This window comes from Jeotgalibacillus campisalis, from assembly GCF_000829515.1.
Classification (GTDB): Bacteria; Bacillota; Bacilli; order Bacillales; family Jeotgalibacillaceae; genus Jeotgalibacillus; species Jeotgalibacillus campisalis.
In genome coordinates this window covers 392,104-417,989 of record NZ_JXRR01000014.1, presented here as the reverse complement: position 1 = coordinate 417,989, position 25,886 = coordinate 392,104, and the positions used below count along the sequence as shown (strand labels likewise).

Annotated in this window: 22 protein-coding genes; all 22 read right to left on the bottom strand. The window is 39.9% G+C overall.

Annotated elements, in window-relative coordinates:
• Positions 1-2: 2 nt before the first annotated feature.
• A complete protein-coding gene (gene nusA / locus KR50_RS09160; protein ID WP_041057547.1) occupies positions 3-1,127 on the bottom strand; it encodes a transcription termination factor NusA in 1,125 nt (374 codons plus the stop codon).
• A gap of 41 nt (positions 1,128-1,168) precedes the next feature.
• Entirely contained in the window at positions 1,169-1,639 is a 471-nt protein-coding gene (rimP, locus tag KR50_RS09155; RefSeq protein WP_041057546.1) for a ribosome maturation factor RimP, read from the bottom strand.
• A gap of 136 nt (positions 1,640-1,775) precedes the next feature.
• The gene (locus tag KR50_RS09150; RefSeq protein WP_041057545.1) at positions 1,776-6,092 is read right to left on the bottom strand and encodes a PolC-type DNA polymerase III; all 4,317 of its coding nucleotides are present in this window, start codon (positions 6,090-6,092) and stop codon (positions 1,776-1,778) included.
• 65 nt (positions 6,093-6,157) lie between these two features.
• Positions 6,158-7,873: a proline--tRNA ligase gene (locus KR50_RS09145; RefSeq protein ID WP_041057544.1), complete on the bottom strand. Its 1,716-nt coding sequence runs from the start codon at positions 7,871-7,873 to the stop codon at positions 6,158-6,160.
• A 19-nt stretch (positions 7,874-7,892) separates the two neighbouring features.
• Complete coding sequence (gene rseP / locus KR50_RS09140; RefSeq protein WP_041057543.1) at positions 7,893-9,161, bottom strand: RIP metalloprotease RseP; 1,269 nt, start codon at positions 9,159-9,161, stop codon at positions 7,893-7,895.
• An 82-nt stretch (positions 9,162-9,243) separates the two neighbouring features.
• A complete protein-coding gene (locus KR50_RS09135) occupies positions 9,244-10,389 on the bottom strand; it encodes a 1-deoxy-D-xylulose-5-phosphate reductoisomerase (RefSeq protein ID WP_269746069.1) in 1,146 nt (381 codons plus the stop codon).
• Between the two features lie 14 nt (positions 10,390-10,403).
• The gene (locus KR50_RS09130; protein ID WP_041057542.1) at positions 10,404-11,192 is read right to left on the bottom strand and encodes a phosphatidate cytidylyltransferase; all 789 of its coding nucleotides are present in this window, start codon (positions 11,190-11,192) and stop codon (positions 10,404-10,406) included.
• Positions 11,193-11,984, bottom strand: a complete 792-nt coding sequence (locus KR50_RS09125) for an isoprenyl transferase (RefSeq protein ID WP_041057541.1) — start codon at positions 11,982-11,984, stop codon at positions 11,193-11,195. It lies immediately after the preceding gene.
• Between the two features lie 226 nt (positions 11,985-12,210).
• A complete protein-coding gene (gene frr, locus KR50_RS09120; RefSeq protein ID WP_041057540.1) occupies positions 12,211-12,768 on the bottom strand; it encodes a ribosome recycling factor in 558 nt (185 codons plus the stop codon).
• Positions 12,768-13,493, bottom strand: coding sequence for a UMP kinase (gene pyrH / locus KR50_RS09115; RefSeq protein WP_041057539.1), 726 nt, complete (start codon positions 13,491-13,493; stop codon positions 12,768-12,770). The genes frr and pyrH overlap by 1 nt, the downstream gene beginning before the upstream one ends.
• Positions 13,494-13,579: 86 nt before the next feature.
• A complete protein-coding gene (gene tsf / locus KR50_RS09110) occupies positions 13,580-14,461 on the bottom strand; it encodes a translation elongation factor Ts (RefSeq protein ID WP_041057538.1) in 882 nt (293 codons plus the stop codon).
• A 92-nt stretch (positions 14,462-14,553) separates the two neighbouring features.
• The gene (rpsB, locus tag KR50_RS09105; RefSeq protein ID WP_041057537.1) at positions 14,554-15,270 is read right to left on the bottom strand and encodes a 30S ribosomal protein S2; all 717 of its coding nucleotides are present in this window, start codon (positions 15,268-15,270) and stop codon (positions 14,554-14,556) included.
• 152 nt (positions 15,271-15,422) lie between these two features.
• Complete coding sequence (locus tag KR50_RS09100; protein WP_041057536.1) at positions 15,423-15,953, bottom strand: hypothetical protein; 531 nt, start codon at positions 15,951-15,953, stop codon at positions 15,423-15,425.
• 246 nt (positions 15,954-16,199) lie between these two features.
• A complete protein-coding gene (locus KR50_RS09095; RefSeq protein WP_041057535.1) occupies positions 16,200-16,973 on the bottom strand; it encodes a FliA/WhiG family RNA polymerase sigma factor in 774 nt (257 codons plus the stop codon).
• A gap of 135 nt (positions 16,974-17,108) precedes the next feature.
• Positions 17,109-17,600, bottom strand: a complete 492-nt coding sequence (locus KR50_RS09090) for a chemotaxis protein CheD (protein ID WP_041057533.1) — start codon at positions 17,598-17,600, stop codon at positions 17,109-17,111.
• Positions 17,597-18,232 carry a chemotaxis protein CheC gene (locus tag KR50_RS09085; RefSeq protein WP_041057531.1) on the bottom strand — a complete coding sequence of 212 codons (636 nt, stop codon included), beginning with the start codon at positions 18,230-18,232 and terminating at the stop codon, positions 17,597-17,599. The genes KR50_RS09090 and KR50_RS09085 overlap by 4 nt, the downstream gene beginning before the upstream one ends.
• Positions 18,232-18,672 carry a chemotaxis protein CheW gene (locus KR50_RS09080; protein ID WP_041058187.1) on the bottom strand — a complete coding sequence of 147 codons (441 nt, stop codon included), beginning with the start codon at positions 18,670-18,672 and terminating at the stop codon, positions 18,232-18,234. The genes KR50_RS09085 and KR50_RS09080 overlap by 1 nt, the downstream gene beginning before the upstream one ends.
• Before the next feature lie 35 nt (positions 18,673-18,707).
• The gene (locus KR50_RS09075; RefSeq protein ID WP_041057529.1) at positions 18,708-20,744 is read right to left on the bottom strand and encodes a chemotaxis protein CheA; all 2,037 of its coding nucleotides are present in this window, start codon (positions 20,742-20,744) and stop codon (positions 18,708-18,710) included.
• Positions 20,745-20,750: 6 nt separating this feature from the next.
• Positions 20,751-21,881, bottom strand: coding sequence for a protein-glutamate methylesterase/protein-glutamine glutaminase (locus KR50_RS09070; RefSeq protein WP_408606151.1), 1,131 nt, complete (start codon positions 21,879-21,881; stop codon positions 20,751-20,753).
• 1 nt (position 21,882) lies between these two features.
• Complete coding sequence (locus tag KR50_RS09065) at positions 21,883-22,740, bottom strand: MinD/ParA family protein (RefSeq protein ID WP_041057526.1); 858 nt, start codon at positions 22,738-22,740, stop codon at positions 21,883-21,885.
• Entirely contained in the window at positions 22,740-23,834 is a 1,095-nt protein-coding gene (flhF, locus tag KR50_RS09060) for a flagellar biosynthesis protein FlhF (protein WP_041057524.1), read from the bottom strand. Before flhF ends, KR50_RS09065 begins: the two co-directional genes overlap by 1 nt.
• A complete protein-coding gene (flhA, locus tag KR50_RS09055; protein ID WP_041057522.1) occupies positions 23,831-25,864 on the bottom strand; it encodes a flagellar biosynthesis protein FlhA in 2,034 nt (677 codons plus the stop codon). The genes flhF and flhA overlap by 4 nt, the downstream gene beginning before the upstream one ends.
• Positions 25,865-25,886: the final 22 nt, after the last annotated feature.

The following is a 25,886-nucleotide window of genomic DNA, read 5'->3' as shown; positions in this document are numbered from 1 at the left end:
CTTTATTCGATATCATCATCCGAATAAGTAAAGGATTGATCCATTTCTTCTTCGGTAAACAAAGGCTGGTCGTCACGTGGATATATACCCAATTCACGAGCATCTGTTTCACTCTTAATATCGATTTTCCATCCGGTCAGCTTAGCTGCTAACCGCGCATTTTGTCCGCGTTTCCCAATTGCCAGAGACAATTGATAATCGGGTACTACGACAGTTGTGGCCTTATCTTCTTCTTTCACTTGAACATCCACCACTTTAGAAGGGCTTAAAGCATTTGCGACAAAAATCGTAGGATCTTCAGACCACTCGACGATATCAATTTTTTCCCCTTTTAATTCATTGACGATAGCCTGTACGCGGGTTCCTTTTGAACCAACGCATGCGCCAACAGCATCCACTTCCTGATTATCAGAGTGAACGGAAATTTTGGATCGGTCTCCTGCTTCTCGCGACACAGACTTAATTTCTACTGTTCCATCAAATATTTCAGGGACTTCAACTTCAAAAAGTCTCTTCAGCAGACCGGGATGTGTTCTTGAAACGAAAATTTGAGGACCTTTTGTCGTGCGTTCAACTTTAGTAATGTACACTTTTATCCGGTCGTGAGGCTTATAAGATTCATTAGGCATTTGTTCATTCAATGGAAGCAGCGCCTCTATTTTGCCTAAAGCAACATAAATAAAGCGGTGATCCTGACGCTGAACGATCCCGGTCATTATGTCATCTTCGCGGTCTACGAATTCAGTGTAGATAATTCCGCGCTCTGCTTCTCTTACCCGTTGAGTAACAACCTGCTTTGCTGTTTGAGCAGCAATACGGCCAAAATTACGAGGTGTTACCTCAAGTTCAACAATATCCCCAACTTCAAACGCAGGATCTTTTTCGTGCGCATCTTCGAGAGATATTTCCAGTCGTGAATCAAATACCTCATCCACCACTTCTTTTCTGGCGAAAACTCTCATGGACCCATTGTCCAAATTAAGGTCTACACGCACGTTTTGTGCTTGATTGAAATTTCTTTTATACGCCGAAACTAATGCAGCTTCAATCGCATCAATCAGCACTTCACGCTCGATTCCTTTTTCTTTTTCTAGAAATATCAGTGCATCCAATAATTCCGTACTCATTAATTCGTCATCTCCCTTCAAGCCCCATGCACCATGTACAATTAAGAAAAAGAAACAGCCAGCCTGGCTTTAGCCACTTTTTCTGTCGGTATTGTCATCGTTTTTTTTCTTGTTTTAATTGTAACAGCGATTTCAAGTGAGACCCCATCATATGAAGTTAACACACCTTCAATTTCCTTCTTGCCGTCAATTGGTTCATATGTTTTCACAAACACATTCTTGCCGACTGCTTTTTGAAAATCTTTTTCCTTTTTCAATGGCCGTTCTGCTCCAGGAGAAGAGACTTCCAAAAAATAGTTCTGCTGAATCGGATCCAATTCATCTAATTTTTCACTCAGGCGTTCGCTTACTTGCCCACATTCTTCAATATCCACACCATTTTCTTTGTCAATATAGATCCTTAAAAACCAATTCGAACCTTCTTTAACAAACTCTACATCAACTAATTCAAGGTTCATATCATTTAGAATAGGGGTGGTTAATTGTTCTACGAGTTCAATAATTTTACTCATCCGTTTCCTCCATTATTCTTTGAAAAATGTCTGAAACAACACAAAAGAGCGGGCGGCACCCACTCTTTCGACGTCAGAGTTATCAGTAGTATTTCCAACAGTATAATACCATATATTGCTCTATGATGCAAATGGATCAGAATAAGGAAAGCTGGTTCTGATCAGGCAATCCTTCCAGACAACCCTGCGAGTCGAGAAACTCGATTATTGTCTTTGACACCTTGCCTCGCTTTTGCAAATCTTCTTTAGATAAAAATTCTCCATTTTTTCTGGCTTGAACAATATTAATGGCTGCATTTGTTCCGAGTCCAGGAATTGCATTGAAAGGAGGGATAAGTGATTCCCCTTCAATTATAAAATCCTTGGCATCTGATTTGTATAAATCAACTTGTTTAAAGGAAAAGCCTCTTTCACACATTTCGAGGCTGAGTTCCAATACTGTCATCAGATTTTTTTCTTTAGTTGACGCATCGAGTCCTTTTGCATTAATTTCTTCTATTCGCGACTTAATGGTCTGCGATCCAGCCACCATAGCCTCAACATCAAAGTCTTCTGCCCGTACGGTAAAATAAGCAGCGTAATACAGGATTGGATGATGAACTTTAAAATAAGCAATTCTTACAGCCATTAGAACGTAGGCAGCGGCGTGCGCTTTTGGAAACATATATTTTATTTTTTTGCATGAATCAATATACCACTCAGGGACGTTATTCTTTTTCATTTCTTCTTCCCATTCAGGTGTTAATCCTTTTCCTTTTCGAACGAATTCCATAATTTTAAAGGCAAGTGATGGTTCAAGTCCCTGGTAAATAAGGTAAACCATTATATCATCACGACAGCCGATTACATCGGAAAGCTCACAAATGCCATTGTGGATCAGTTCCTGGGCGTTTCCCAGCCACACATCGGTTCCGTGAGAAAGTCCTGATATCTGCACAAGCTCAGAGAAGGTGGTTGGCTTCGTATCCTCAAGCATCTGCCGAACAAAACGTGTCCCAAACTCCGGGATACCATATGTGCCTGTTTTACACATTATCTGCTCTTGCGACACTCCTAATGATTCTGTTCCGCTGAAGATCTTCATAACCTCAGGGTCATCTGTCGGAATTGTTTTAGGATCTATGCCTGATAAATCCTGAAGCATACGGATTACTGTTGGATCATCATGTCCTAAAATATCCAGCTTAAGCAAATTATCATGGATGGAATGGAAATCAAAATGAGTGGTTTTCCACTCTGATGAGCTGTCATTTGCCGGAAACTGAATAGGAGAAAAATCATAGATATCCATATAATCAGGCACGACTATAATTCCTCCAGGATGCTGTCCGGTTGTACGTTTAACTCCAGTACATCCTTGAGCCAGACGCTCAACCTCCGCTCCTCTATAATGCAGATTTCTGTCTCCTGCATATCCTTTTACATAACCAAAAGCTGTTTTATCTGCCACTGTTCCAATGGTCCCGGCCCGATAGACAAAGTCCTCTCCAAAGAGCTCTTTGGTATAATTATGAGCAACCGGCTGATATTCACCGCTGAAGTTTAAATCAATATCAGGTACTTTATCACCTTTAAAACCAAGAAACGTTTCAAACGGAATATCCTGTCCATCTTTAATAAATGGAATATCGCATTCCGGACAATTTTTATCTTCAAGGTCAAACCCTGAGCTGACAGAACCGTCATCAAAGAACTCAGACTTTTTGCAGGACGGACATACATAATGAGGCGGAAGCGGATTGACTTCGGTTATCTCTGTCATGGTCGCGACAAAGGAAGATCCGACTGATCCCCGCGAACCTACCAGGTATCCATCGATGAGAGATTTTTTAACCAGCTTATGCGAAATCAGGTAGATGACAGCGAATCCGTGACCGATGATGCTTTTCAGTTCCTTTTCAAGCCGTGCTTCAACAATCTCCGGAAGATCTTCGCCGTAAATACTATGAGCCATTGAATAGCTCATATCTCTCATTTCTTCCTCAGCACCGTCAATTTTAGGAGTAAATAATTCATCTTGAATCGGTTTAAGATCCTCTATCATATCGGCAATTTTATTAGAGTTTGTTACAACGAGCTCTTTCGCTTTTTCAGGTCCTAAAAACTTAAATTCATCAAGCATTTCATTTGTCGTTCTAAAATGGACATCCGGAAGTTCATGACGATTTAATGGATTTGCTCCTCCCATAGAGGAAATAAGGATTTTTCTGTATACTTTATCGTCAGGATCCAGATAATGAACATTTCCGGTTGCTACAGCAGGAATATTGAGTTTATCCGCCATGGCTACAATTTTTTTCATAATTTCTTCAAGGTTGTCTTCATCTCTTATAAGGTCCAGTTCGATCAAGTGGTTATAACCGGGTTTGGGATGAAGCTCGATGTAATCATAAAATGCAGCCATATCTTCAACTTCTTCTGAAGATTTTTGCATCATCCCTTCGAAAACCTCTCCTTTATCACACCCTGATCCGATTAATAATCCCTCTCGATGCTTTTGTAAAACCGAACGCGGAATTCTTGGCACGCGGTAAAAGTAGTTTAAATGGGAGATGGATACGAGCTTAAATAAATTTTTGAGTCCCGCCTGTGTTGTTGCCAGAAGAGTAACGTGATTGGGTCTGGCACGCTTAAACGCTTCCCCAACTCCCATATAATCATTTAACTGATTATGATTAAAAATTTCTTTTTCCTGTGCTTTTTTTAACATCTTAATTAAAATATACCCGGTTGCTTCAGCATCATAAATCGCTCTATGGTGCTGAGTGAGATCAACTTCGAATTTTTTCGCCAGCGTATTAAGCCGGTGATTTTTCATTTCAGGATGTAAAAACCTCGCCAGCTCAAGTGTATCGATAACAGGGTTTGCAGCTTTTCCAATACCGATTCTACGGTAGCCGACATTTAGAAATCCCATATCAAACGATGCATTATGCGCAACAAGAATATCATTTTGTGCCCACTCATGAAAATCCTTTAATACATCTTCAATTTCCGGGGCGTTTCTTACCATGTCATCTGTAATTCCGGTTAAATTTATTGTCGTTGCAGAAAGCGGATGGTGGGGATTTGCAAATCGTTCAAATTTGTCAATGATTTCACCATCTTTAATTTTCACTGCGGCAAGCTCAATAATTTTATCGTATACAGCAGACAGGCCAGTCGTTTCTACGTCAAATACAATATAACTGGCATCTTCCAAAGCGAGGTCCGCTGTATTGTATGCGATAGGTACACCATCATCCACCAGATTTGCTTCTACTCCATATAAAATCTTTATATCATTTTTTTGTCCGGCTGCATAAGCTTCAGGAAATGATTGTGCAACTGCATGGTCCGTTATAGCAACTGCTTTATGTCCCCATTTTTTTGCCTGTGTAACTAAAGCTGAAACGGAGGATACTGCATCCATCTGACTCATCGGAGTATGCAGATGAAGTTCAACTCTTTTCTCATCCTCTGGAGCAGTATCCTTACGGAGATCAGGCTGAATCTCCATTACGTCTTGAGCGATCATAACAAGATCCCGTACAAATGTGTCATTTTGTATAGACCCTTTTGCCCTAACCCACATGCCTTTTTTTACAGTGTGCATAATTGCCGCATCTTCTTTATCACGAGAAAACATTTTTACTAAAATAGAATCCGTATAGTCAGTTACTTTGAATGTAAGCAGCGATCTTCCGCTTCTCAGTTCTTTCACTTCAGCATCAAAAATTAGCCCCTGTACGGCAATTTTTCTTTCTTCATCCTGAATCGTACGGATCTCTACCGGTTCATCCGGTTTAATAGAGTAACCAATAGATACCGGACCACTTGGTGCATCACTTTGTTTCGAATCTTCCATTTTCTGCATTTCTACAATCGCTTGCTTAGCCCATTCTTCCTCTTCTTTTTTCTTGGATTCAACAAAAGCATCATATTCAGCCGTTGACTGATTTTCACTTACCTCGGTTTGAAGGGTGAGTGAAGGAAATCCCCATTTTGAAAAGGCAGAGCACAGCAATTCGGAGTATTTGTTTTTAATTTGCATGCCTTCGGTCTCATTTGATACTTTTACGAGCAGGCGATTGCCATTAATGACAGGCACCTGATTATTCAGAAGCGATAATAAGGGAGGAGCGATTCCTTGAAGTTCCCTGAGACAGGTGCTCCAATAATCAGTAATTTTTTCTTCAGATAAGTCAGATGAAACGGTCATAATTGTGAAATCCACCTGAGCGATATGCTGGAAAGACTGAGTTAATCTCGTGGTAAATTCGGTCATGACCGCACATGGAACAATCTCAGTAAATAGAAAATGGAAATGCCACTTCTTACTGTTTTTATGAACTGCGAGGCGGTTAATCTCTGCATCTTCAAAGTAATTCATGTACTCATTATCGGTCATATTAAGCTGTGTCAAAAGCAGCCTGAACTTTTCTTTTTTGGTTAAGTCAGTTGATTGATTCATATTTCCCCCTAATCAGACTGAGAGACTGGCACCATCGCGCCAGCCTCTCTCGTCATCTTTCCAACTTAAATATTAGACAGCTGTCGGAAAATATCCTGTAATTTGTCAGTCAATTCTTCTTTTTGTACTTCGTATACTTCACCGGATTTGCGGATTTTCACTTCCACTATTCCTTCTGAAGCTCTTTTCCCTACTGTGATGCGTACAGGCAGGCCGATTAAATCTGAGTCGGTAAACTTAACACCAGCCCGTTCTACACGGTCATCAAGCAAGACTTGATAGCGGTAATCTGTAAGGAGTTTATAAAGCTCATCAGCCACTTGCGACTGGACTTCATCCTTCATGTTAATTGCGATTACATGAAGATCATAAGGAGCGATATTTACAGGCCAGGTTAATCCATTCTCATCATTAAACTGTTCTGCAATAGCTGCAAGTGTTCTTGAGACACCTATTCCATAACACCCCATAATCATTGGCTTGGATCGGCCATTTTCATCAAGAATATTGGCCCCCATAGACTCACTGTAAACTGTGCCAAGCTTAAAGACATGTCCCACCTCAATACCTTTTGCAAATTGAATGCTTCCTTTACCATCTGGAGAAGGATCTCCTTCAAGAATAAAACGCAAATCTTCAAAGAGGCTGACATTGAAATCCCGTTCTAATTTAGCATTTATAAAATGTACCCCTTCTTCATTGGCACCTATAATAAGATCTCCCATAGCTTTCAAAGCATTGTCGGCCAGGATTTTCACATTCTCTGATACTCCTGCAGGTCCTAAAGATCCTGCTTTAGCATTAAGGTATTTTATTGTTTCTTCAGTCGTGGCGAGCTCTATAACACGTGCATCTAATGCTCTTTTAACTTTAATCTCATTTACTTCGTGATCGCCTCTTACTAAAACAAGAACAGGCTCTTCATCTGCAATGAAAAGAATTGATTTAACAATTTCTTCAGCCTGAACATCTAAATAAGCAGCTACATCCGTGATCGTCTTCTGATCAGGTGTCTCAACGCGCTTCATGCTGTTTCCACTATGTTTTTGTTGTTCATATTCCGCTGTTACTGCAGCCATTTCAAGGTTCGCTGCGTATTCTGAAGCATCAGAAAAAGCAATAGTATCTTCCCCTATTTCAGACAAAACCATAAATTCATGATTGTCTTTACCGCCAATGGCGCCTGAATCTGCTTGTACCGCTCTGAAATTCAACCCGCAGCGCCTGAAGATGTTTGAATAAGCTCTCATTAATTCTTCATACGAATGATCCAGACTCTCCTTATTGCTATGGAAAGAATAAGCATCCTTCATTAAAAATTCTCTTCCGCGCAGCAAACCAAACCGTGGACGTTTTTCATCTCTAAATTTCGATTGAATCTGATAAAGCGTTAGAGGAAGTCTTTTATAAGAGTTTACTTCATCTCTCATCAGACTCGTGATAATTTCTTCATGCGTTGCTCCTAAAGCAAAAGCACGGTTGTGACGGTCTGTCATCCTCATCAACTCAGGACCGTATGTTCCCCATCTTCCTGACATTTCCCAGAGTTCTGCCGGCTGCAGGGCAGGCATTAAAATTTCAACGCCGCCCACTGCATCCATTTCTTCTCTTACGATCGCTTCAACTTTTTGAAGCACTTTTTTTCCAAGAGGTAAAAAAGAATAAATACCACTTGCGTTTTGGCGGATAAATCCTGCGCGCAAAAGCAGCTGATGACTTTTAATATCTGCATCCGACGGAACTTCACGGAGCGTTGGAATTAGCGTTTGACTTTGTTTCATTTTTTCACACCTCTATTTTCTACTGTAAAAAGAATCGTTGAATATCATTCCACGTTACGACGATCATTAAGAGCATTAGTAAAGCAAAACCTACAAAGTGAACCATTCCTTCTTTATGACGGTCTATAGGCTTGCCACGCAGTGCTTCTACTCCAAAAAACAACAATCTGCCGCCATCAAGAGCAGGCAGCGGTAAAAGATTCATGATACCTAAATTAATACTTAAAATAGCACCCCAATGCATTAGGTTGTATATGCCTGTTTGGGCGACAATTTCAGTGGATTTATAAATGCCAACCGGCCCCGATAAAGCGTCAATTGTAAATTGACCTGTGATCAGTTTACCTAGTGCATCAAAAATCATAAGCGTGAAAAAGTACGTTTGCTCACCACCGAAGACAACTGCCTGAACCGGTGATGGTGAAGTTTCAATTGGACCATAGACACCTATTCTTCCGATTTCGTCTCCTTCTTCCACTTCAACTGCATCAGGAGTAACCTGGAATGTCTGTGCATCACCATTCCGCAAAATATCCATTGTCACTTCTGTGTTTGGATTTTCTTCGATGATCGCAGTCAAATCTGACCATTCGGAAACTGACTGTCCATTAATCCCTTCAATCCTGTCACCTTCCTGCAAGCCTGCTTCTGCAGCTGCACCGTCTTCAAGCAAAGCGCCAAGCAGCGGTTCCTGAGTAGGAACTCCTTGAAGGAAGCCAATTATCATAAAAACGACAAAAGCAAGAACAAAGTTCATAAGGGGACCGGCAAAAATAGTGATCGCCCTGTTGCCAAGTGATTTTGAATTAAACTGTCTGTTCCACGGAGCAATCTGCGATTCGACTCCATCTTCTACGAAAACAGCATCTTTAGCAATAATAAATGTTTGAAGGGATTCCTCACCTTCTTCATAGCCTTTAATAAAAAGCTCACGTTCAATATCCGCTTCAGCAACTTCTACAACACGAAGGTTAGGATAACGGTCTTTATTATTGACAACCATTTTTTGAACCGTTTCATCCTGATTAAAAAGAAGACCAACACGGAAGCCGGGCTTCAGATCAATCATTTCCGGATCTTCGCCAGCCATTCTGACGTATCCCCCTATAGGCAGCAGACGAATAGTGTACTGCGTTTCATTCCGTTTAAAGGCCAATATTTTAGGACCCATGCCAATTGCGAATTCCCTGCACAATATACCTGCCCGCTTAGCAAAAACAAAATGGCCGAGCTCATGGAAAAATACCAGTGCGCCAAATATAATAATAAATGCGATGACCGTATTCATCGTCACAACCACCTTCTTTTATAATTACTGATTAAAAACCTTAACTTATTGTAGCACGTTCGAAAAAAGCGGGATAGCTTTCCTAACGGTAAAACGAAAAAATTCGTGAACGTGTCTCCTTGTCCGTTTCGAGAATGGCTGCGAGGTTGGGAGAGTGAAGAATTTCATGATTACTCATTGCGTTTTCAATTACTTCTTCAATTTGAAGAAAAGTGATTTTTCCATTTATAAAAAGTGAAACTGCTGCTTCATTCGCTGCATTCATAACAGCTGGCAATGTTCCACCCTTTCGTCCGGCTTCGTAAGCAAGTGCCAGACAACGGTATCTTTCAAAGTCCATTTTTTCAAAATGAAGTTTTCCTGCATCTTCTAGTCTGAGCCTTTGAGCATTCTTCATTTCTAATCTATCCGGATAGGATAAAGCGTATTGAATAGGAACCCTCATGTCTGGTGATCCGAGTTGAGCCATTACAGAACTGTCACGGAACTCCACCATGGAATGAATAATGCTTTCTCTGTGCAGAAGTACATCAATTTTTTCATATGGCAGATCAAACAGCCAGTGCGCTTCGATCACCTCAAGCCCCTTATTCATCATCGTGGCTGAATCAATGGTGATTTTTGCCCCCATCGTCCAGTTAGGATGGTTTAAAGCATCCTTAACAGACACCTCTTTCAGCTGCTCTCTGTTTTTATCCCTGAAGCTGCCGCCTGAAGCCGTGATAATAAGTCGATCAATATTCTTTCTATTTTCGCCCTGAAGAGCTTGAAATATCGCTGAATGCTCACTATCAACCGGAAGCATTATTACATTATGTTCTTTAGCCGCATCCATGACAATCCGACCGGCAGTAACCAGTGTTTCTTTATTGGCTATGGCAATTGTTTTTTTTGCTTCTATTGCTTTTAATGTGGGCTCTAACCCAACACTGCCAAGCACCGCATTAACAAGAATATCAGTCTGCTCGTGAGTAGCTACTTCTATCAGACCTTCCATTCCCCATAAAACTTTAGCAGATAATTCCGTCTGCAGTTTTTCAGCATCCTGTTTATGTTGGACAGATATAAGATCTGGATGAAATTCCTTCACCAGCTGACGCGCCATATCAATATTTCCACCCACAGAAAACGCAGTGAGCTCGAAACTGTCACGATGTTCACGGATGACCTCAATGGTCTGTTTTCCGATTGATCCTGAAGCACCCATTAAACTGATTTTTCTTCTCAAAATGATCCCCCTGACTAAATTAACTGAAGAATATTCATAAGCGGAAGCACAAATAACAGGCTGTCAAATCGATCCAATAAGCCTCCATGCCCAGGCAATATCCTTCCTGAATCTTTAACTCCGTAATGACGTTTTAAAGCTGATTCTACCAGGTCGCCAATTTGTCCCATAGCAGATAAAATGACGGTTGCAAACATTAAATACCACATATTCACTTCCAATGGAGCTAGAAGAACGAAAATCACTGCGACAGCGATGGCAGAAAAAATACCTCCTATAAAACCCTCTACTGTTTTATTAGGGCTTATATCCGGCCACAATTTTCTTTTCCCAATGGCTTTACCTATAAAATAAGCACCTGAATCGGTGGTCCAAATAATTAGCAATGCATATAAAACCCAAAATATATCAGCTTCTCTTGCTACCAGAAAATAATAAAACCCGATTCCCACATACAGCATGGCAAATATAGAGAAAGCAGCATCATCGAATGTGAAACGGTTTTTCTTCATGACAGTGTATATCAGCAACAAGAGCACTGATAATAATGCAGACTCTATTTTCGTGTAGTCAAGCTGGTTTAAAATATCATAATATTCATTGGGAAGAAGAAAAATCCACAATGTTGCCGTTGAAATCACACCCGGAATAGAAAGTATATCGATAGACCTCATCTTTAAAATTTCATAAAGAGCAATCGAGGCAATAACATATGTACCAAGTATAAAAATTAATCCGCCTATCCAAACAATTGGGATAAATAACGCTGCCGCAATTATCCCAGTAATTAATCTTTGCTTCATCTAAGATTCCTCGCTTTTTAATCCACCATATCTTCTTGAACGCTTTTGAAAGCCTTCAATCGCTTCAATTAGATGTACATCACTGAAATCCGGCCACAAAACATCTGTAAACCAAAACTCTGCATAAGCTAGCTGCCAAAGCATAAAGTTACTCAATCGGATTTCCCCACTTGTACGAATCAGAAGATCCGGATCACTCAAATGGCTTGTCATTAAATGCGATGAAAAAATGGCATCATCAATTTCGTGTGAATGCAGTTTTCCTTCTTGTACTTGTTCAGCTAATGATCTAACAGCAGTAAGGATTTCAGATCTGCTGCCATAGTTTAAGGCAAAGTTCAAAACCATTCCGTTATTATGTTCTGTTTCCTTAACTGCTTTTTCAACTGCTTTCAACGTGTGGGCAGGAATTTGTGAGCGTTCCCCCATCATCTGAACCTGAACATTTTCTTCAATTAATTCAGGCAGAAAAGTCCCAAGGAACTCTTCAGGCAGTTTCATTAAATAATCCACCTCTAATTTAGGGCGAATCCAGTTTTCAGTTGAAAATGCATAAAGTGTTAATGCATTAACTCCCATTCTGCTCGCAAGCCGTGTGATGGGACGTACTGCTTTCATGCCTTCATGATGTCCGGCAACCCTTGGCATCGCGCGCTTATTTGCCCATCTCCCATTTCCATCCATGATAATAGCAATATGGTTCGGAATTTGATACTTCATACATTCTATAATGCGATCATCAAGGGTGTCCGGCTCTTTCGTGGACTTCCATAATTTCATTTTATCGAGCATTGTACATCCCCCATACAGTAATTGCATAACTACATGCTTTTCTTATCATATCAAATTTTTCTGCAGAAATGTTCACTCTGCTAAAAAACATGAAACTGATTCCTGTCTATTTTACTATCAGGAATCTTTTAGTGCAAAAATGAAGAAAACCCCCTAGCAAGTAGAGGGTCTTGTTCGTTATCCTACGATAAATCTTCAGAGAATTTTTTAAAAGCTAGAAAAAGACTTATACATCCATAATTTCTTTTTCTTTAGCTTTTGCCAAATCATCTATTTTTTCAATATGATTATTGGTCATATCCTGGACATCTTCATTGTAGCCGCGAAGGTCATCCTCTGTAATATCACCCGTTTTTTCACTTTTCTTAAGGTCATCGTTTGAATCACGGCGAATGTTGCGGATGGCTACCTTAGCATCCTCTGCTTCACGCTTTACCTGTTTGGCAAGATCCCGGCGGCGCTCTTCAGTTAATGCTGGAATCGTAATACGAATCAAAGAACCATCATTGGAAGGATTTAAGCCCAGATCAGACTTTTGAATTGCTTTTTCAATTTCTCCCAACGATGTTTTATCATAAGGAGTGATCTGTAACAGACGTGCTTCAGGTACTGTAATAGAAGCAAGCTGATTCACAGGTGTAGGAGCTCCGTAATAATCTACTGTAATTTTGTCCAGTAAAGATGCACTTGCCCGTCCTGCACGAATGGACGCCAATTCACGTGAGTAAGCTTGAACTGCTTTTTCCATTTTTTCTTTTGTCTGCGAAATTATTTGTGTAGTCATTAGTTTTTCCCCCTAACGATAGTACCGATTGGTTCTCCCAATGCAGCTCGTTTAATATTACCATTCTCCATTATTGAGAATACTATGAGTGGGATATCATTGTCCATACATAAAGATGAAGCGGTTGAATCCATAACGGCCAACCCATCTTTTATAACATCCAGGAAAGTTAATTCTTGATATTTTACAGCTGTTGAATCCAACTTCGGATCTGCTGAATAAACACCATCCACATTATTCTTAGCCATCAGAATCACTTCGGCTTCGATCTCTGCCGCCCGCAAAGCTGCGGTCGTGTCTGTAGAAAAATAAGGATTTCCTGTTCCGGCTGCAAAGATAACAACTCGTTTTTTTTCAAGATGTCGAATGGCTTTTCTTCTAATATACGGCTCTGCTACTTGTCGCATTTCTATGGATGATTGCACACGTGTTTGAACCCCTAAATTTTCAAGACTGTCTTGAAGAGCTAAAGAATTCATGACTGTGGCAAGCATTCCCATATAATCAGCTGAGGCGCGGTCCATTCCCATTTCACTGCCGATTTTGCCTCTCCAAATGTTTCCTCCGCCTACTACAACGGCTACTTCAACGCCAAGATCAGCTAATTCTTTCACTTGTTCAGCAACCGATTTAATAATTGGCGGATGAATGCCGAATCCAGTGTCACCTGCTAAGGCTTCACCGCTTAATTTTAATACCACTCGATTATATCTTGATTTACTCATAGGATCCTCCCTTATGGTTCATTTTCTCCAAAAAATAGGGAACACTAAGTGTCCCCCATTATCAACACCCAAAAATGGTGCCTTTATTATTTTTTCACTTGACTCATTACTTCGTCAGCAAAGTTGTCTTGACGCTTCTCAATACCTTCTCCAACTTCATAACGAACAAAGTCAGTTAAAGTAGCGTTCTTCGTTTCAAGGAACTGACGTACTTTTTGATCAGGGTCTTTAACAAACGGCTGATCTAAGATACAAATTTCCTCAAAATATTTCCCAAGACGTCCTTCAACCATTTTAGCTACGATATTTTCCGGCTTGCCTTCTTCAAGAGCCTGCTTTGTAAGAACTTCACGCTCTTTATCAGCTTCTTCTTGTGATACCTGATCACGTGATACATATTTCGGGTTTAGAGCAGCAGCATGCATTGCTACATCTTTAGCAGCTTGAGCATCGGTTGTGCCTTCAAGAACAGCAAGAACTCCGATTCTTCCACCCATGTGCAGGTACTCGCCAAATGATGCGTTATCATCTTTCGTGCGGATCGCAAAGCGGCGAAGAGTGATCTTTTCCCCGATTTTACCCATTGCACCAGTAATGTGGTCGTTAACTGTTGAGCCATTACCCATTGTTGAAGCCAAAGCATCTTCAAGTGTTTGAGGCTCCGTTGAGAGAAGATGGCTTGCAAGTTCTTTAACCAACACCTGGAATCCTTCGTTTTTAGCAACGAAGTCCGTCTCTGCATTAACTTCTAAAATAACCGCTTTATTGCCTTCGCTCATGATGAAAGTAGAGCCCTCAGCTGCAATACGGTCAGCTTTTTTCGCGGCTTTTGCAATTCCTTTTTCACGAAGAAAATCAATCGCCTGGTCCATATCACCATTCGTTTCCTGCAATGCTTTTTTGCAGTCCATCATGCCTGCTCCAGTTTTTTCGCGAAGTTCTTTTACCATTTGTGCTGTAATTGCCACAGAAATTCCTCCTTATTTACAATGCGGATTTTTTATTGCTTTAAAAAAGGTGATAAGGGACGATCCCGCTTATCACCTTTTTGATTTATGCATTACTCAGCAGCTACTGCTTCTTCCTCTTCTTCTTCTACCTGTTTTGATTCAAGAATCGCATCAGCCATTTTTGAAGTAAGAAGCTTAACAGCGCGGATTGCATCGTCATTTGCAGGAATTACATAATCGATTTCGTCCGGATCACAGTTTGTATCAACAATTCCGACAATCGGAATGTTCAATTTACGTGCTTCTGCAACTGCAATACGTTCTTTACGAGGATCAATGATGAATAATGCATCTGGAAGCTTTTGCATATCTCTGATCCCGCCTAAGAATTTTACAAGACGATCATATTCTTTTTTAAGCTGAACAACTTCTTTTTTAGGAAGAACTTCAAATGTACCGTCTTCTTCCATTTTTTCGATTTTCTTCAAACGATTAATACGAAGCTGAATCGTACCAAAGTTTGTCAGCGTTCCACCTAACCAGCGCTGGTTAATATAATGCATACCTGCACGGCCGGCTTCATCGCGCACAGATTCCTGCGCTTGTTTTTTAGTTCCTACGAAAAGAACCGTTCCGCCATCAGCAGAAACTTCTTTTACGAATCTGTAAGCTTCTTCTACCTTTTTAACCGTCTTTTGAAGGTCGATAATGTAGATTCCATTACGCTCCGTGAAAATATACTTCTTCATTTTTGGGTTCCAACGGCGAGTTTGATGACCGAAGTGAACACCTGCTTCAAGCAGTTGTTTCATTGAAATTACTGACATAGTGTTTTTCCTCCTTGTGGTTTGTTCTCCTCCGCCTCGATCATATTTAGTACGAAAACTATCATCTCTGACAGCACCAATCGCTAAATCACGAAGCGTGTGTATTAACACCGTTAATTACTATAACATATCGACGTACCCGCTTCAACGTTTTAATTCGATTTATTGCGGAACTTTAACATCAGCTCAACTTCTGTTTGACCTTTATGCAATCTTTTCGCTATTTGCGCAGCTGAAAAACCTTCCTTATTATACCTGAAAACTTTTTGTTCATATGACTCATCTTCAGTTATCTCGAATTGATTATGCGGGACAGGCTTTTTTTTATAACGGTTCGCAGCGAGAGCCCGTGCAGCTTTTTTTACAGCGTCACGCTGCCCCCCTATAACACCATTATCAACCACGGCGTTTGCTTGCTTTTTTTCTGTTGTTTTTTCCGTATCATATTCTATGTTTTCAATACGCGGAGACTGTTGAATCTGCTCAAACTTAGAAAGAAAATTCTCATTGTCTTCCTTAAGCTCCTCCAGATAGCTGGTGAATGTTTCTTCAAAATCATTTAAGGTCTTTTTATGTTTTTCTTCTTGATGAATTAGTTTATTTTGTCTCATGAATAATAGGTAAATTGATAAAAATGCGATCAAATTAAATAGTATTGATAAGATGAGTAGAAAAATGATCATTTAAACTCCTTTTTCTCCGCGAATCCACTTTTATAGTAGGTGTATGGTTTGCTAGTGCTTGACTAGAGATGTGGTGTTTAAGCTGTGATTGCTCATTAATAGTAACTTTGCACAGAGAAGTCGGACTTCATTTACTCTTTTCTCCGCTCAGTACATATCTATTTTTTAAATTTCAAAATTCAACACAGTTGCAGCTGCATACAATTGATGTCTAATATATGCTGCTTTTGGGGGTTATGTGGCCCATTAAACTTGAGTATATTCAGAAGATAGTAATTTTTTAAGTTTAAATAAGCACTTTGAATGAATCTGTGAAATTCTCGACGTGGAAAGGCTCATTACTTCTCCGATTTCAGTTAAAGTAAGTTCCTCTGTATAAAACAGGCTAAGAACCATTTGTTCTTTTGGATTCAGTTGAGTAATTAAGTTTGAGAGATCTTCTATTAACTCATTTTTAACAACTTGTTCTTCCGGCATGAGACCCTTTGTATCTTTAATGGTAAACTTGCGGGATTCTGTTTCCTCATAGTCGGATGATTGTTCATCCATAGAGAGAACATTAGCGAATAGATGCTCTTGTGTTATCTGATAAACCTCTGATACGTCCATTTCCAGTGCTTCTGCAATTTCTTCCGGTTCAGCATTCCGCAGGTTTTTTTGTTCAAGCTCCTCTATTTTTGCTTCTATTTTTTTGGCTTTTTCTCTTACGGACCTTGGCAGCCAGTCCTCTTTTCTTAATCCGTCTATAATAGCGCCTTTTATACGAAAAGAAGCGTATGTATCAAATTTTAATTCTCTTCCAGGATCGAATTTCTGAAGTGCATCAAGTAAACCCATTAAGCCTAAGCTCTTAAGATCATCTTTAGATACGTTTTTGGGCAGCCCGCTGCTTATTCTTTGAACATGGTACTGCACAAGCGGCATATACCGCTGAACGAGCATGTCCCCAGCATGAGCATCTCTGGAAGAAGCCCATAATTTCCAATAGTGCTTTTCTTGATTCACAGTTGAATGACTCATGGCACTCCTCTTTTAAATTGTATTTATATTCAAGATTAATTATATCAAAAAATAGTCTTTTTGTGGTGGTTATAGATGGAAAACAAGAAAAAAACATGAAAAAAGAACAATCAATATTTCCGTTCTTTTTTCATGTTATATAATACTTTCTCCAACCTTTATTGTGCGAATGTACAGCTTGCAAGAAGACGGATCGAATTCTATGGTTCTCCCGCTGCAACCGCCGACATCTTCACCGGTAATCGGAATTTGAAATAATTGAAGCTGGATTCGCACAGCATCAATATTTCTTGGCCCAATTCTCATTGTGTCTTCAAAGCTCTCGTACTGAAACATTTGAGCACCGCCAGCTATTTTTGCTCTTAGGCGGGATGGCGGAAAGCCTAATCGTTCAATCAGTTCCTTTATCCCTGTATCTGCGAATTTCCCGGGATTATAGCTTTGCGTCCTCGAAAGAGAAGAGTCAGGAAGCATTATATGGATAAGGCCCGCTGTTTTTAAAGATGGGTGATACAATATGACAGCTACACAAGAACCCAGACCCGCAGTGCTGATTCTAGAAGGGGCTGTCACTGTCTTTAAATCACCAATCCCCACTTTAATTACCTGGTGCTTTATACTAATCATTGAATTTCTCTAAGAGATTCAAAGAGTCGGTCATAAGAGTCGGGATCCGGCAAAACAAAAAATTGGGCCTCTATCGATAATATTTCTTTTTTACCGATAGAAGAAAGAACCGTATCAATAACAATCGCTTGATCCCCGGCCTGGGAAACCTCAAATAACCCCTGGCTGATAATAGCTCCTGCCATGTCAATACATAAAGAAGGAACGGTTGGGAATAAACTGATTCCGGTAAAGTCAGAAAAAGCGGACAAATAGGAACCAGATAGAATGTTTCCAATCTCTTGCAGGGCAGAAAAACCGATCTTCGAAAGAGGAGTCGTATAAATGCTAAACGAGGGATTATCCGTCATTAATCGCACGCATGCCTCTGCCTGTGGAAGTGACAGGATGAAAAACATACTTCCTTTTATTTCACCGTCGATTCTTAGAAAGATTCCAGCCACTTCTTTCTCCGGTCCCCCGGCGAGATCGATCATTTCATCAAAGGAAACCATTTTTACTGAAGGTACTTTCATTTCTATCTTTTTTCCAAGGATTGCTGACAGTGAAGTAGCTGCGTTTCCAGCACCGATATTTCCTGCTTCTGTTAATTGATCAAAAAGAGCAGGTGTTATGTTATTTTTATAGATCATTAATCATTAGTTAGTATGACTTCCAATTTTAATAAAATCAGAAGTCTGCGATCTATTTTTGCTACTCCGCTTATAAAATCAGCTTCAATACTTCCAACCACATTCGGCTGAGGTTCTATGGCATTCATGGAGATATCTAACACATCGTTTGCAGAATCTACAATCAAACCCACTTCTTTATTCTCTATTTTCACAATAATTATACGGGTGTGAACATTGTATTCACTTTCCTCAAGTGAAAACCGTTCCCGAAGATCAATGATCGGTGTCACAACTCCGCGGAGATTAATAACCCCTTTAATATAGGAATTTACTTTGGGAACTCTCGTAATATGCATTACTTTTTCTATTGATCTTACATTTTCAACTGGAATGGCATATTCTTTTTCCAGCAATTTAAAGATAATAAACTTGATGTCTGTTTTAACGGCTTCTGTCATCATCTAATCATTCCCCTCCATCAACAGCATAGTTTTTATTTTATCAATGCATTGCAGTCAATGATTAAAGCAACCTGCCCATCACCTAATATCGTAGCGCCTGAAACTGCGAAAACTTCTCCCATATAAATCCCAAGAGATTTTAGCACTACTTCCTGCTGGCCTATAAAGGAATCAACGACTAAACCGGCCATTTTATCTCCTTTACGGACAATAATGACTGAGTGGACACGATCTTTTCGATCGACCTGAGGGACATTAAACACTTCATTTAAAAACACGAGCGGAACTACTTTTCCTCTAAAATCAATTACCCTTTGATTATGTGCATGTAAAATATCTTCTTCTTTAATCATCGCGGTTTCAATGATCGATGATAATGGAATTGCATATTTTTCTTTTTCCATTTTAACCAGCATGACAGAAATAATGGAAAGTGTCAGAGGAAGCTGAACAGAAAATAAAGACCCTTGTCCCTGGTTTGAGTTAATCGTTATCGAACCGCCAAGCGACTCAATTGTTGTTTTTACAACATCAAGGCCTACTCCCCGTCCTGATATATCCGATATTGTGTCAGCTGTAGAAAATCCGGAGGCCATAATCAGTTCGAACACTTGCTGATCTGACAATGTTTTTGAGTGTTCTTCTGAAATAATGCCGTTAGAAATTGCTTTTTGTAATACTTTTTCTTTGCTGATTCCTGCACCATCGTCTTCAATCTCAATAAATACATGATTCCCGCTGTGGTAAGCTCTCAATTCAATGGTGCCTTCTTCAGGCTTGCCGCTTGCCAGCCTGACATCAGGTGATTCAATACCATGGTCCAATGCATTGCGTAATAGATGTACTAAGGGGTCGCCTATTTCATCAATCACTGTCCGGTCAAGCTCTGTATCTGCCCCTTTGACAACTAATGTAATCTTTTTATTTAAGTCTCTAGTAAGCTGACGCACCATTCTTGGGAATCGGTTGAAAACCGTTTCTACCGGCACCATTCTCATCGTTAAAATAATAGATTGAAGATCTCCGGAAATTCTCGACATCCGTTCAACCGTTTCATTTAGTTCACCATGATTAAGTTCTTTAGAAATTTGTTCCAGTCTTCCCCGGTCAATGACAAGTTCTTCAAACAAGTTCATTAAGACATCGAGCCGGTCAATATTTACTCTGATTGTTTTTGACGATACAGATTTTTTTACAGAGTCATTTTCCTGTGCGATCGTTGTTTTCTCGACGCCGGTTAGTGGCTTTTCAAGCACTTCAATTGTTGCTGCTGTTTCCTGAACAACCTTTTGAGTTGTATGTAATGACAGAGGAAGGACCTCGCACAATTCTATTTCTGAGACATTGCAAACGCTTTTTTCCAAATATTCCGCAGTTTCCTTTGATAATAATGTTATAAAAAATTCGTGATCAAACCGTTCTTCTTCAAGCTGATCTACTGAAGGCGATGATTTAACAATTTCCCCTATTTTTTCGAGTACTTCAAAGACCATGTATACTCTTGCCGCTTTTAGCAAACAGTCTTCCCGAAGCCTTACCTTAATTTCATAAGCAATATATCCATGCTCCATCGATTCTTCAATGACAGTTCTTTCGTACTCATCATATTGAAGGTGAGAGACCGCGACATTTTCTTCATTAATTGATGCTTTTTCACCCTGATGAACTGGAGCTGACAGAGCAGACTCTTCTCCTTTTTCTATCAGCTCCAACTTCTTAATTACGTGTGTAACATCTCTTTTTCCACTTCCGCCTCCAGCAATGGAAGTGATCATTTCTTCAAGATCATCAATTGCCAGAAAGACAACATCCATGATTACCGTTGTTACTTTCAGTTTATTGTTACGTATTAAATCAAGTACGTTTTCCATGTTGTGAGTTAAATTGGCCAAATCTTCATAACCCATCGTCGCTGACATTCCTTTTAATGTATGAGCGGAACGAAAGATTTCGTTGACAACTTTTAAATCTTGAGGGTTTTTTTCAAGTTCTAGCAATTGTGTATTGCAGTTTTGAAGATGATCTTTACTTTCTTCAATAAAAACATCAAGATATTGGTTCAATTCCATCTGCACTCACCCTTCGTCCTCTAAGTATTCCACGATTTTTTTTGCGATTAATGGCAATGGGATCACTTCATTTACAAGCCCTGTCGCGACAGCAGCTTTTGGCATCCCATGTACGACGCAGGTTTCTTTCGCCTCGGCAATAACGCCAATTAAATCTCTATGGGTTAATTGTACCAGACCTTTAGAACCATCTGTACCCATTCCTGTCATAATAACTACTATTTTTTTAATATTTTTAAGTTTGGCTGCTGATTCGAGCATCACATCAATGGATGGACGATGCCCTGCCCTTGGCGGTTCTTTTGTTAGGATAATTTCAACTGCATGGCCTGACTGACTAAAAGATACATGATAGCCCCCAGGTGCTATATAAACAGTACCGCTTTGTAATTTTTCTTCATGTTCCGCTTCTTTTACGATCAACGGTGAGATATCATGTAATCGGCTGGCAAGCGATTGAGTGAAACCGGCTGGCATATGCTGCACGATGACTACGGGAGCAGGGAAATCCCAAGGCAAGTGTGAAATGACTTTCTGCAGCGCCCTTGGTCCACCAGTAGATGTTCCAATTAAGACAACTTTTTTACATACTCCTAAAGGAAATTGTTGGCCGTTTTCTTTATTTTTTGATACTTGTTCCTGAAGCGCTTTATTATTTTTCTGGTGTTTAACGGATCGCTCGATTAAAGGATGAGAGCTAAACTTATCTTGTTTCCTGGGAACTGCACCTGCTGCAGCATAAACTTTTTCTACTAATTCTTTTTTCACCTTATAGAGATCTAGTGAAATAGTACCAGAAGGTTTCGAAATAAAATCCACTGCTCCATAGTCCATGGCTTTAAGAGTATCTTCTGCTCCTTCTTTTGTAGAGCTTGCGAGCATGATAACGGGAAGCGGTTGGTTTTCCATAATTTTTTTTAATGATTCCAGCCCATTTAAAACTGGCATTTGAACGTCCATTGTTAAAACATCAGGTCGAAGTAATTGTATCTTTGTAAGTGCATCTTCACCATTGCGAGCAGTACCTACAACTGCAATACCTTTTTCTTCCTGTAAAAATTCCTGAATTAATTTTCGCATAAAAGCTGAATCGTCAACTATTAGGACTTTAACAGGATTGGCACTCAAGTTTTTCACCTCAACGGTTTGAAAATATTTTTGTAAGTCGCTGAACAAAACGATTAGGATTGTCTTGAACCCCGGTTGGCCGGGCAGCGATATAATTTTTTATGATGCGTTTTATTTGTTTACTCGCTGCAGAAGAAGGATATTCAAGTACAAAAGGCACCTGCTTTGTTACTGCTTTTCTAACATTTAGATCCTCAGGAATACTTCCAAGAAAATGCACTTTTTTATGAAGAAATCGCTCCGTTGCCAGTTTAAGCCTTTCTACAGCTAGATTTGCTTCTTTAAAGTTCATTACACGATTGCACAGAATTGAAAAGTCTTTCTCAGGATTTTTCATGTAAATGAATTTCATCATGGAGTATGCATCCATAATAGAAGTAGGTTCCGGAGTTGTAATGACAAGCACTTCATCTGCTGCCATGATCACCTCAAGCCCGTTAACACTTGCACCGGCACCCATGTCAAAAAGCAGATAATCATATTCTTTTTGAAGCAGCTCAAATCCTTCTATGAATCGTTTTATCTCAATATCATGCCACTCAACAAGCTGATTTAATCCTGATCCCCCTGAGATAAACGAGAGATTACCGGGTCCTTTCTGCACAATATCTAAAATACTGCCGCTTCCTTGAAGATAATGAAGAATTGACTGATTTGACTGCTGCCCCATTAAAATATGAACATTTCCCATGCCTATATCCATATCAAGCAGGAGTACCCGGTACCCTTGAGAAGAAAGCTCCATTGAAAAATTGAGTGAAAAATTGGATTTTCCGACTCCTCCCTTGCCGCTTACTACAGCTATGGCTTTTGCTGTATTCTCATTCTTCCTCTTCATTTGATTACGTAAGGTTTGTGCCTGATCCATTAGTGCTTCCCGCTTTCTTCGAGAAGATTGATAAAACTCTCAACAGATGCTCCCGTAATATCTTCCGGTACGGCCTGTCCTGTTGTGATATAAGCGGTCCCCTTTTTATTTTGAGCCATCACCTGAATCACAGCCCCCGGGGTGGTCGTTTCATCCTGTTTAGTAAAGATAAATTGATTAATGTCAATGTCATTGAACTGGTCAACTATAGCCTGCATATCGCCTCTTTTTGCAGTCATTGAAAGAACTAAGAAGGATTGAATATTCATAGTGAAATCCAGCACTTCTTTTAAATCATCCACGTACTGCTTCTCTTTATAGTTTCTTCCTGCAGTATCGATAAAGATGTGATCATAATTATGAAATTTTAAAACGGCCTGTTCAAAATCGCTTCGATTGTAAACTACTTCTAACGGAACATTAAGCAGCTGTGCATACGTTTTAAGTTGTTCTATGGCACCGATGCGATATGTGTCTGTAGTAATAAAAGCAACTTTTTTCTTTTTTTCAACAACGAGCTTGGCTGCCATTTTAGCAATGGTCGTGGTTTTTCCCACGCCAGTAGGACCAATTACATTAATATACTTACGATCCGGATCAATTCCCTTAAAATCCAGACCATTTAATTTATTCTTAATAAAAGCCAGACTGTGAGAGTGCAGATCTTCATATTTTCCATTTTCTTTCCATATCCCAAAGATATAATTACCTTGTTCTAAAAGCCAGTTCTCTTCAAAATCAAGTTCTTTAAAACGTGTAAGTTCCTCTTGAATAAGAGGCGGATAATGATGCATGGATGAAGACATCTGAGTTTGAAAACGAGAGAGCATTTTTTTAATTTCATAAACATCTTCTCTGTAACTGTCTCCTGCGTCTTCTAACTGAGTAACATCTGGCAAGGCTGCCTCAGAAGGAGGCTCTGGAAGCTCGTCTATTCCAGCTACAACTTCTATTTTTTTTGTTTTAAATAATCCCAAAAATCCACCTGTATAAATGGCTTTCGAGTTTAAAATTACGGCATCATTGCCGAACTCCTGTCTAACTTTGTTCATCGCTTCCTGCATAGAATCAGCAGTTATTTTTTTCACTTTCATTCGACATTCACCACCCCGACGCTTTGAACTTCCACATTCGACTCTAATTCGTTATAGGATAATATTGGTATTTGAGGAAAATACCTTTCTGTGAGCTGTCTGATATACATTCGTACAGCTGGAGATGAAAGAATAATCGGCGTTTGCTCAGACATTGATACATTTTCTATTTGATTGGCCATCCCTTCAAGAATTTTTTGTGATTCAGCGGGATCTAAAGACAGGTAAAGTCCATGCTCTGTTTGCTGTATACTGTCTGCTACCAGTTTTTCTACCTTGCCCGATAGCGTAATGACTTTTAAGCTTTCTCCCGGAATGGAAAACTGGTTTGTAATTTGTCTTGCAAGAGCCTGCCTGGTATACTCCGTTAAAACATCCGTATCTGTTGTCAGCTTCGCATAGTCTGCGAGCGTTTCAAAGATAATAGGAAGATTTCTAATAGAAACATTTTCTTTCAACAGTTTTGCAAGAACTTTTTGTACCTCGCCAATTGTTAACGGAGTAGGCGTAACTTCTTCTACGAGGATTGGATAGGTCTCTTTTAAATGATCGATAAGCTGCTTTGTTTCCTGACGGCCGAGCAGATCATATGCATTTCCTTTTATAACTTCTGTTACATGAGTAGAAACAACAGAAGGAGGGTCAACCACTGTATAGCCCAGCATCTCAGCTTGATCTTTTACTGTTTCATCAATCCATTTTGCCGGAAGTCCAAATGACGGTTCAATCGTATCGATACCCTCAATCGAATCATCATCACCCGGACTCATAGCCAGATAATGATCCAGCAGCAGTTCACCTTTTGCTACTTCATTGCCTTTTATTTTCAAGCGGTACTCATTGGGTTGAAGCTGAATATTGTCGCGAATACGGACCACAGGAATCACCAGCCCCAGCTCAAGAGCAAGCTGTCTTCTGATCATAACAATCCGGTCAAGTAAGTCTCCGCCCTGTCCTGTATCTGCCAGAGGAATCAGGCCATAACCAAATTCAAATTCGATCTGATCTACATTCAGCAGACTTACCACACTTTCAGGACTTTTTAATTCATCTGAGGTGTCTTCTTCTTCTGTCGAGTGAACCTCTTTTTCTTCATCCTTGGCAGCTTTTGAAAGCATGTACCCTCCTCCGATTAGGACAAAGGCTATGGGCAATGTAAGAATATCGTTGATTGGTGTAAAAAGACCAAGGAGTGCAATCGTAATTCCAGCTACATACATAATCGGACCGAATGCGAATAATTGATTAGTAATATCCTGACCTAAATTTCCGTCTGACGCTGCCCGCGTAACGACAATCCCTGTCGCAGTGGAAATCAAAAGCGCAGGAATCTGACTCACAATTCCATCTCCTACAGTCAGTAATGTAAATTGGCTCGCTGAATCGCCAAGAGACATCCCCATTTGAACAATACCGATAATCATCCCAAAGAGAATATTAATCATTACGATGATAATACCTGCTATCGCATCACCTTTTACAAATTTGGTAGCTCCGTCCATTGCTCCGTAGAAATCTGCTTCACGACCGACTTTTTCTCTTCTTTCACGGGCGTCTGTTTCAGAAATCATTCCTGCATTTAAATCTGCATCAATGCTCATTTGTTTACCGGGCATAGCATCAAGCGTAAAACGCGCAGCCACTTCGGATACTCGTTCTGCCCCTTTTGTTATCACGACAAACTGAATAATAATTAAAATGATAAAAACGACAAGCCCTACTAAAATATTTCCCCCTGTTACGAACGTTCCAAAGGTTTCAACTACTCCTCCAGCTTCTCCCCTGCTTAAAATTGCACGTGTCGTAGAAATATTTAACCCCAGGCGAAATAGAGTAAGTAATAGAATCAATGATGGAAATATAGAAAATTCAAGCGGTTCTCTCATGTTCATCGATGTTAAAAGGACGATAAGACCTAATGCGATGTTGATAATGATGAGTACACTTAACATCCATGACGGCAATGGAATTACCAGCATAGCAATAATCATGATGACACTTGCGAGAACCGTTAAATCTTTTCCTGACATGCTTGGAACCCCTAACTGTGGA

Coding starts and splice junctions, on each gene's coding strand:
- nusA (WP_041057547.1), bottom strand. CDS start 1,127: ATGAGTACGGAATTATTGGATGCACTGATATTTCTAGAAAAAGAAAAA.
- rimP (WP_041057546.1), bottom strand. CDS start 1,639: ATGAGTAAAATTATTGAACTCGTAGAACAATTAACCACCCCTATTCTA.
- KR50_RS09150 (WP_041057545.1), bottom strand. CDS start 6,092: ATGAATCAATCAACTGACTTAACCAAAAAAGAAAAGTTCAGGCTGCTT.
- KR50_RS09145 (WP_041057544.1), bottom strand. CDS start 7,873: ATGAAACAAAGTCAAACGCTAATTCCAACGCTCCGTGAAGTTCCGTCG.
- rseP (WP_041057543.1), bottom strand. CDS start 9,161: ATGAATACGGTCATCGCATTTATTATTATATTTGGCGCACTGGTATTT.
- KR50_RS09130 (WP_041057542.1), bottom strand. CDS start 11,192: ATGAAGCAAAGATTAATTACTGGGATAATTGCGGCAGCGTTATTTATC.
- KR50_RS09125 (WP_041057541.1), bottom strand. CDS start 11,984: ATGCTCGATAAAATGAAATTATGGAAGTCCACGAAAGAGCCGGACACC.
- frr (WP_041057540.1), bottom strand. CDS start 12,768: ATGACTACACAAATAATTTCGCAGACAAAAGAAAAAATGGAAAAAGCA.
- pyrH (WP_041057539.1), bottom strand. CDS start 13,493: ATGAGTAAATCAAGATATAATCGAGTGGTATTAAAATTAAGCGGTGAA.
- rpsB (WP_041057537.1), bottom strand. CDS start 15,270: ATGTCAGTAATTTCAATGAAACAACTGCTTGAAGCAGGTGTTCACTTC.
- KR50_RS09100 (WP_041057536.1), bottom strand. CDS start 15,953: ATGATCATTTTTCTACTCATCTTATCAATACTATTTAATTTGATCGCA.
- KR50_RS09095 (WP_041057535.1), bottom strand. CDS start 16,973: ATGAGTCATTCAACTGTGAATCAAGAAAAGCACTATTGGAAATTATGG.
- KR50_RS09090 (WP_041057533.1), bottom strand. CDS start 17,600: ATGATTAGTATAAAGCACCAGGTAATTAAAGTGGGGATTGGTGATTTA.
- KR50_RS09085 (WP_041057531.1), bottom strand. CDS start 18,232: ATGATCTATAAAAATAACATAACACCTGCTCTTTTTGATCAATTAACA.
- KR50_RS09080 (WP_041058187.1), bottom strand. CDS start 18,672: ATGACAGAAGCCGTTAAAACAGACATCAAGTTTATTATCTTTAAATTG.
- KR50_RS09075 (WP_041057529.1), bottom strand. CDS start 20,744: ATGGAATTGAACCAATATCTTGATGTTTTTATTGAAGAAAGTAAAGAT.
- KR50_RS09065 (WP_041057526.1), bottom strand. CDS start 22,740: ATGGATCAGGCACAAACCTTACGTAATCAAATGAAGAGGAAGAATGAG.
- flhF (WP_041057524.1), bottom strand. CDS start 23,834: ATGAAAGTGAAAAAAATAACTGCTGATTCTATGCAGGAAGCGATGAAC.
- flhA (WP_041057522.1), bottom strand. CDS start 25,864: ATGTCAGGAAAAGATTTAACGGTTCTCGCAAGTGTCATCATGATTATT.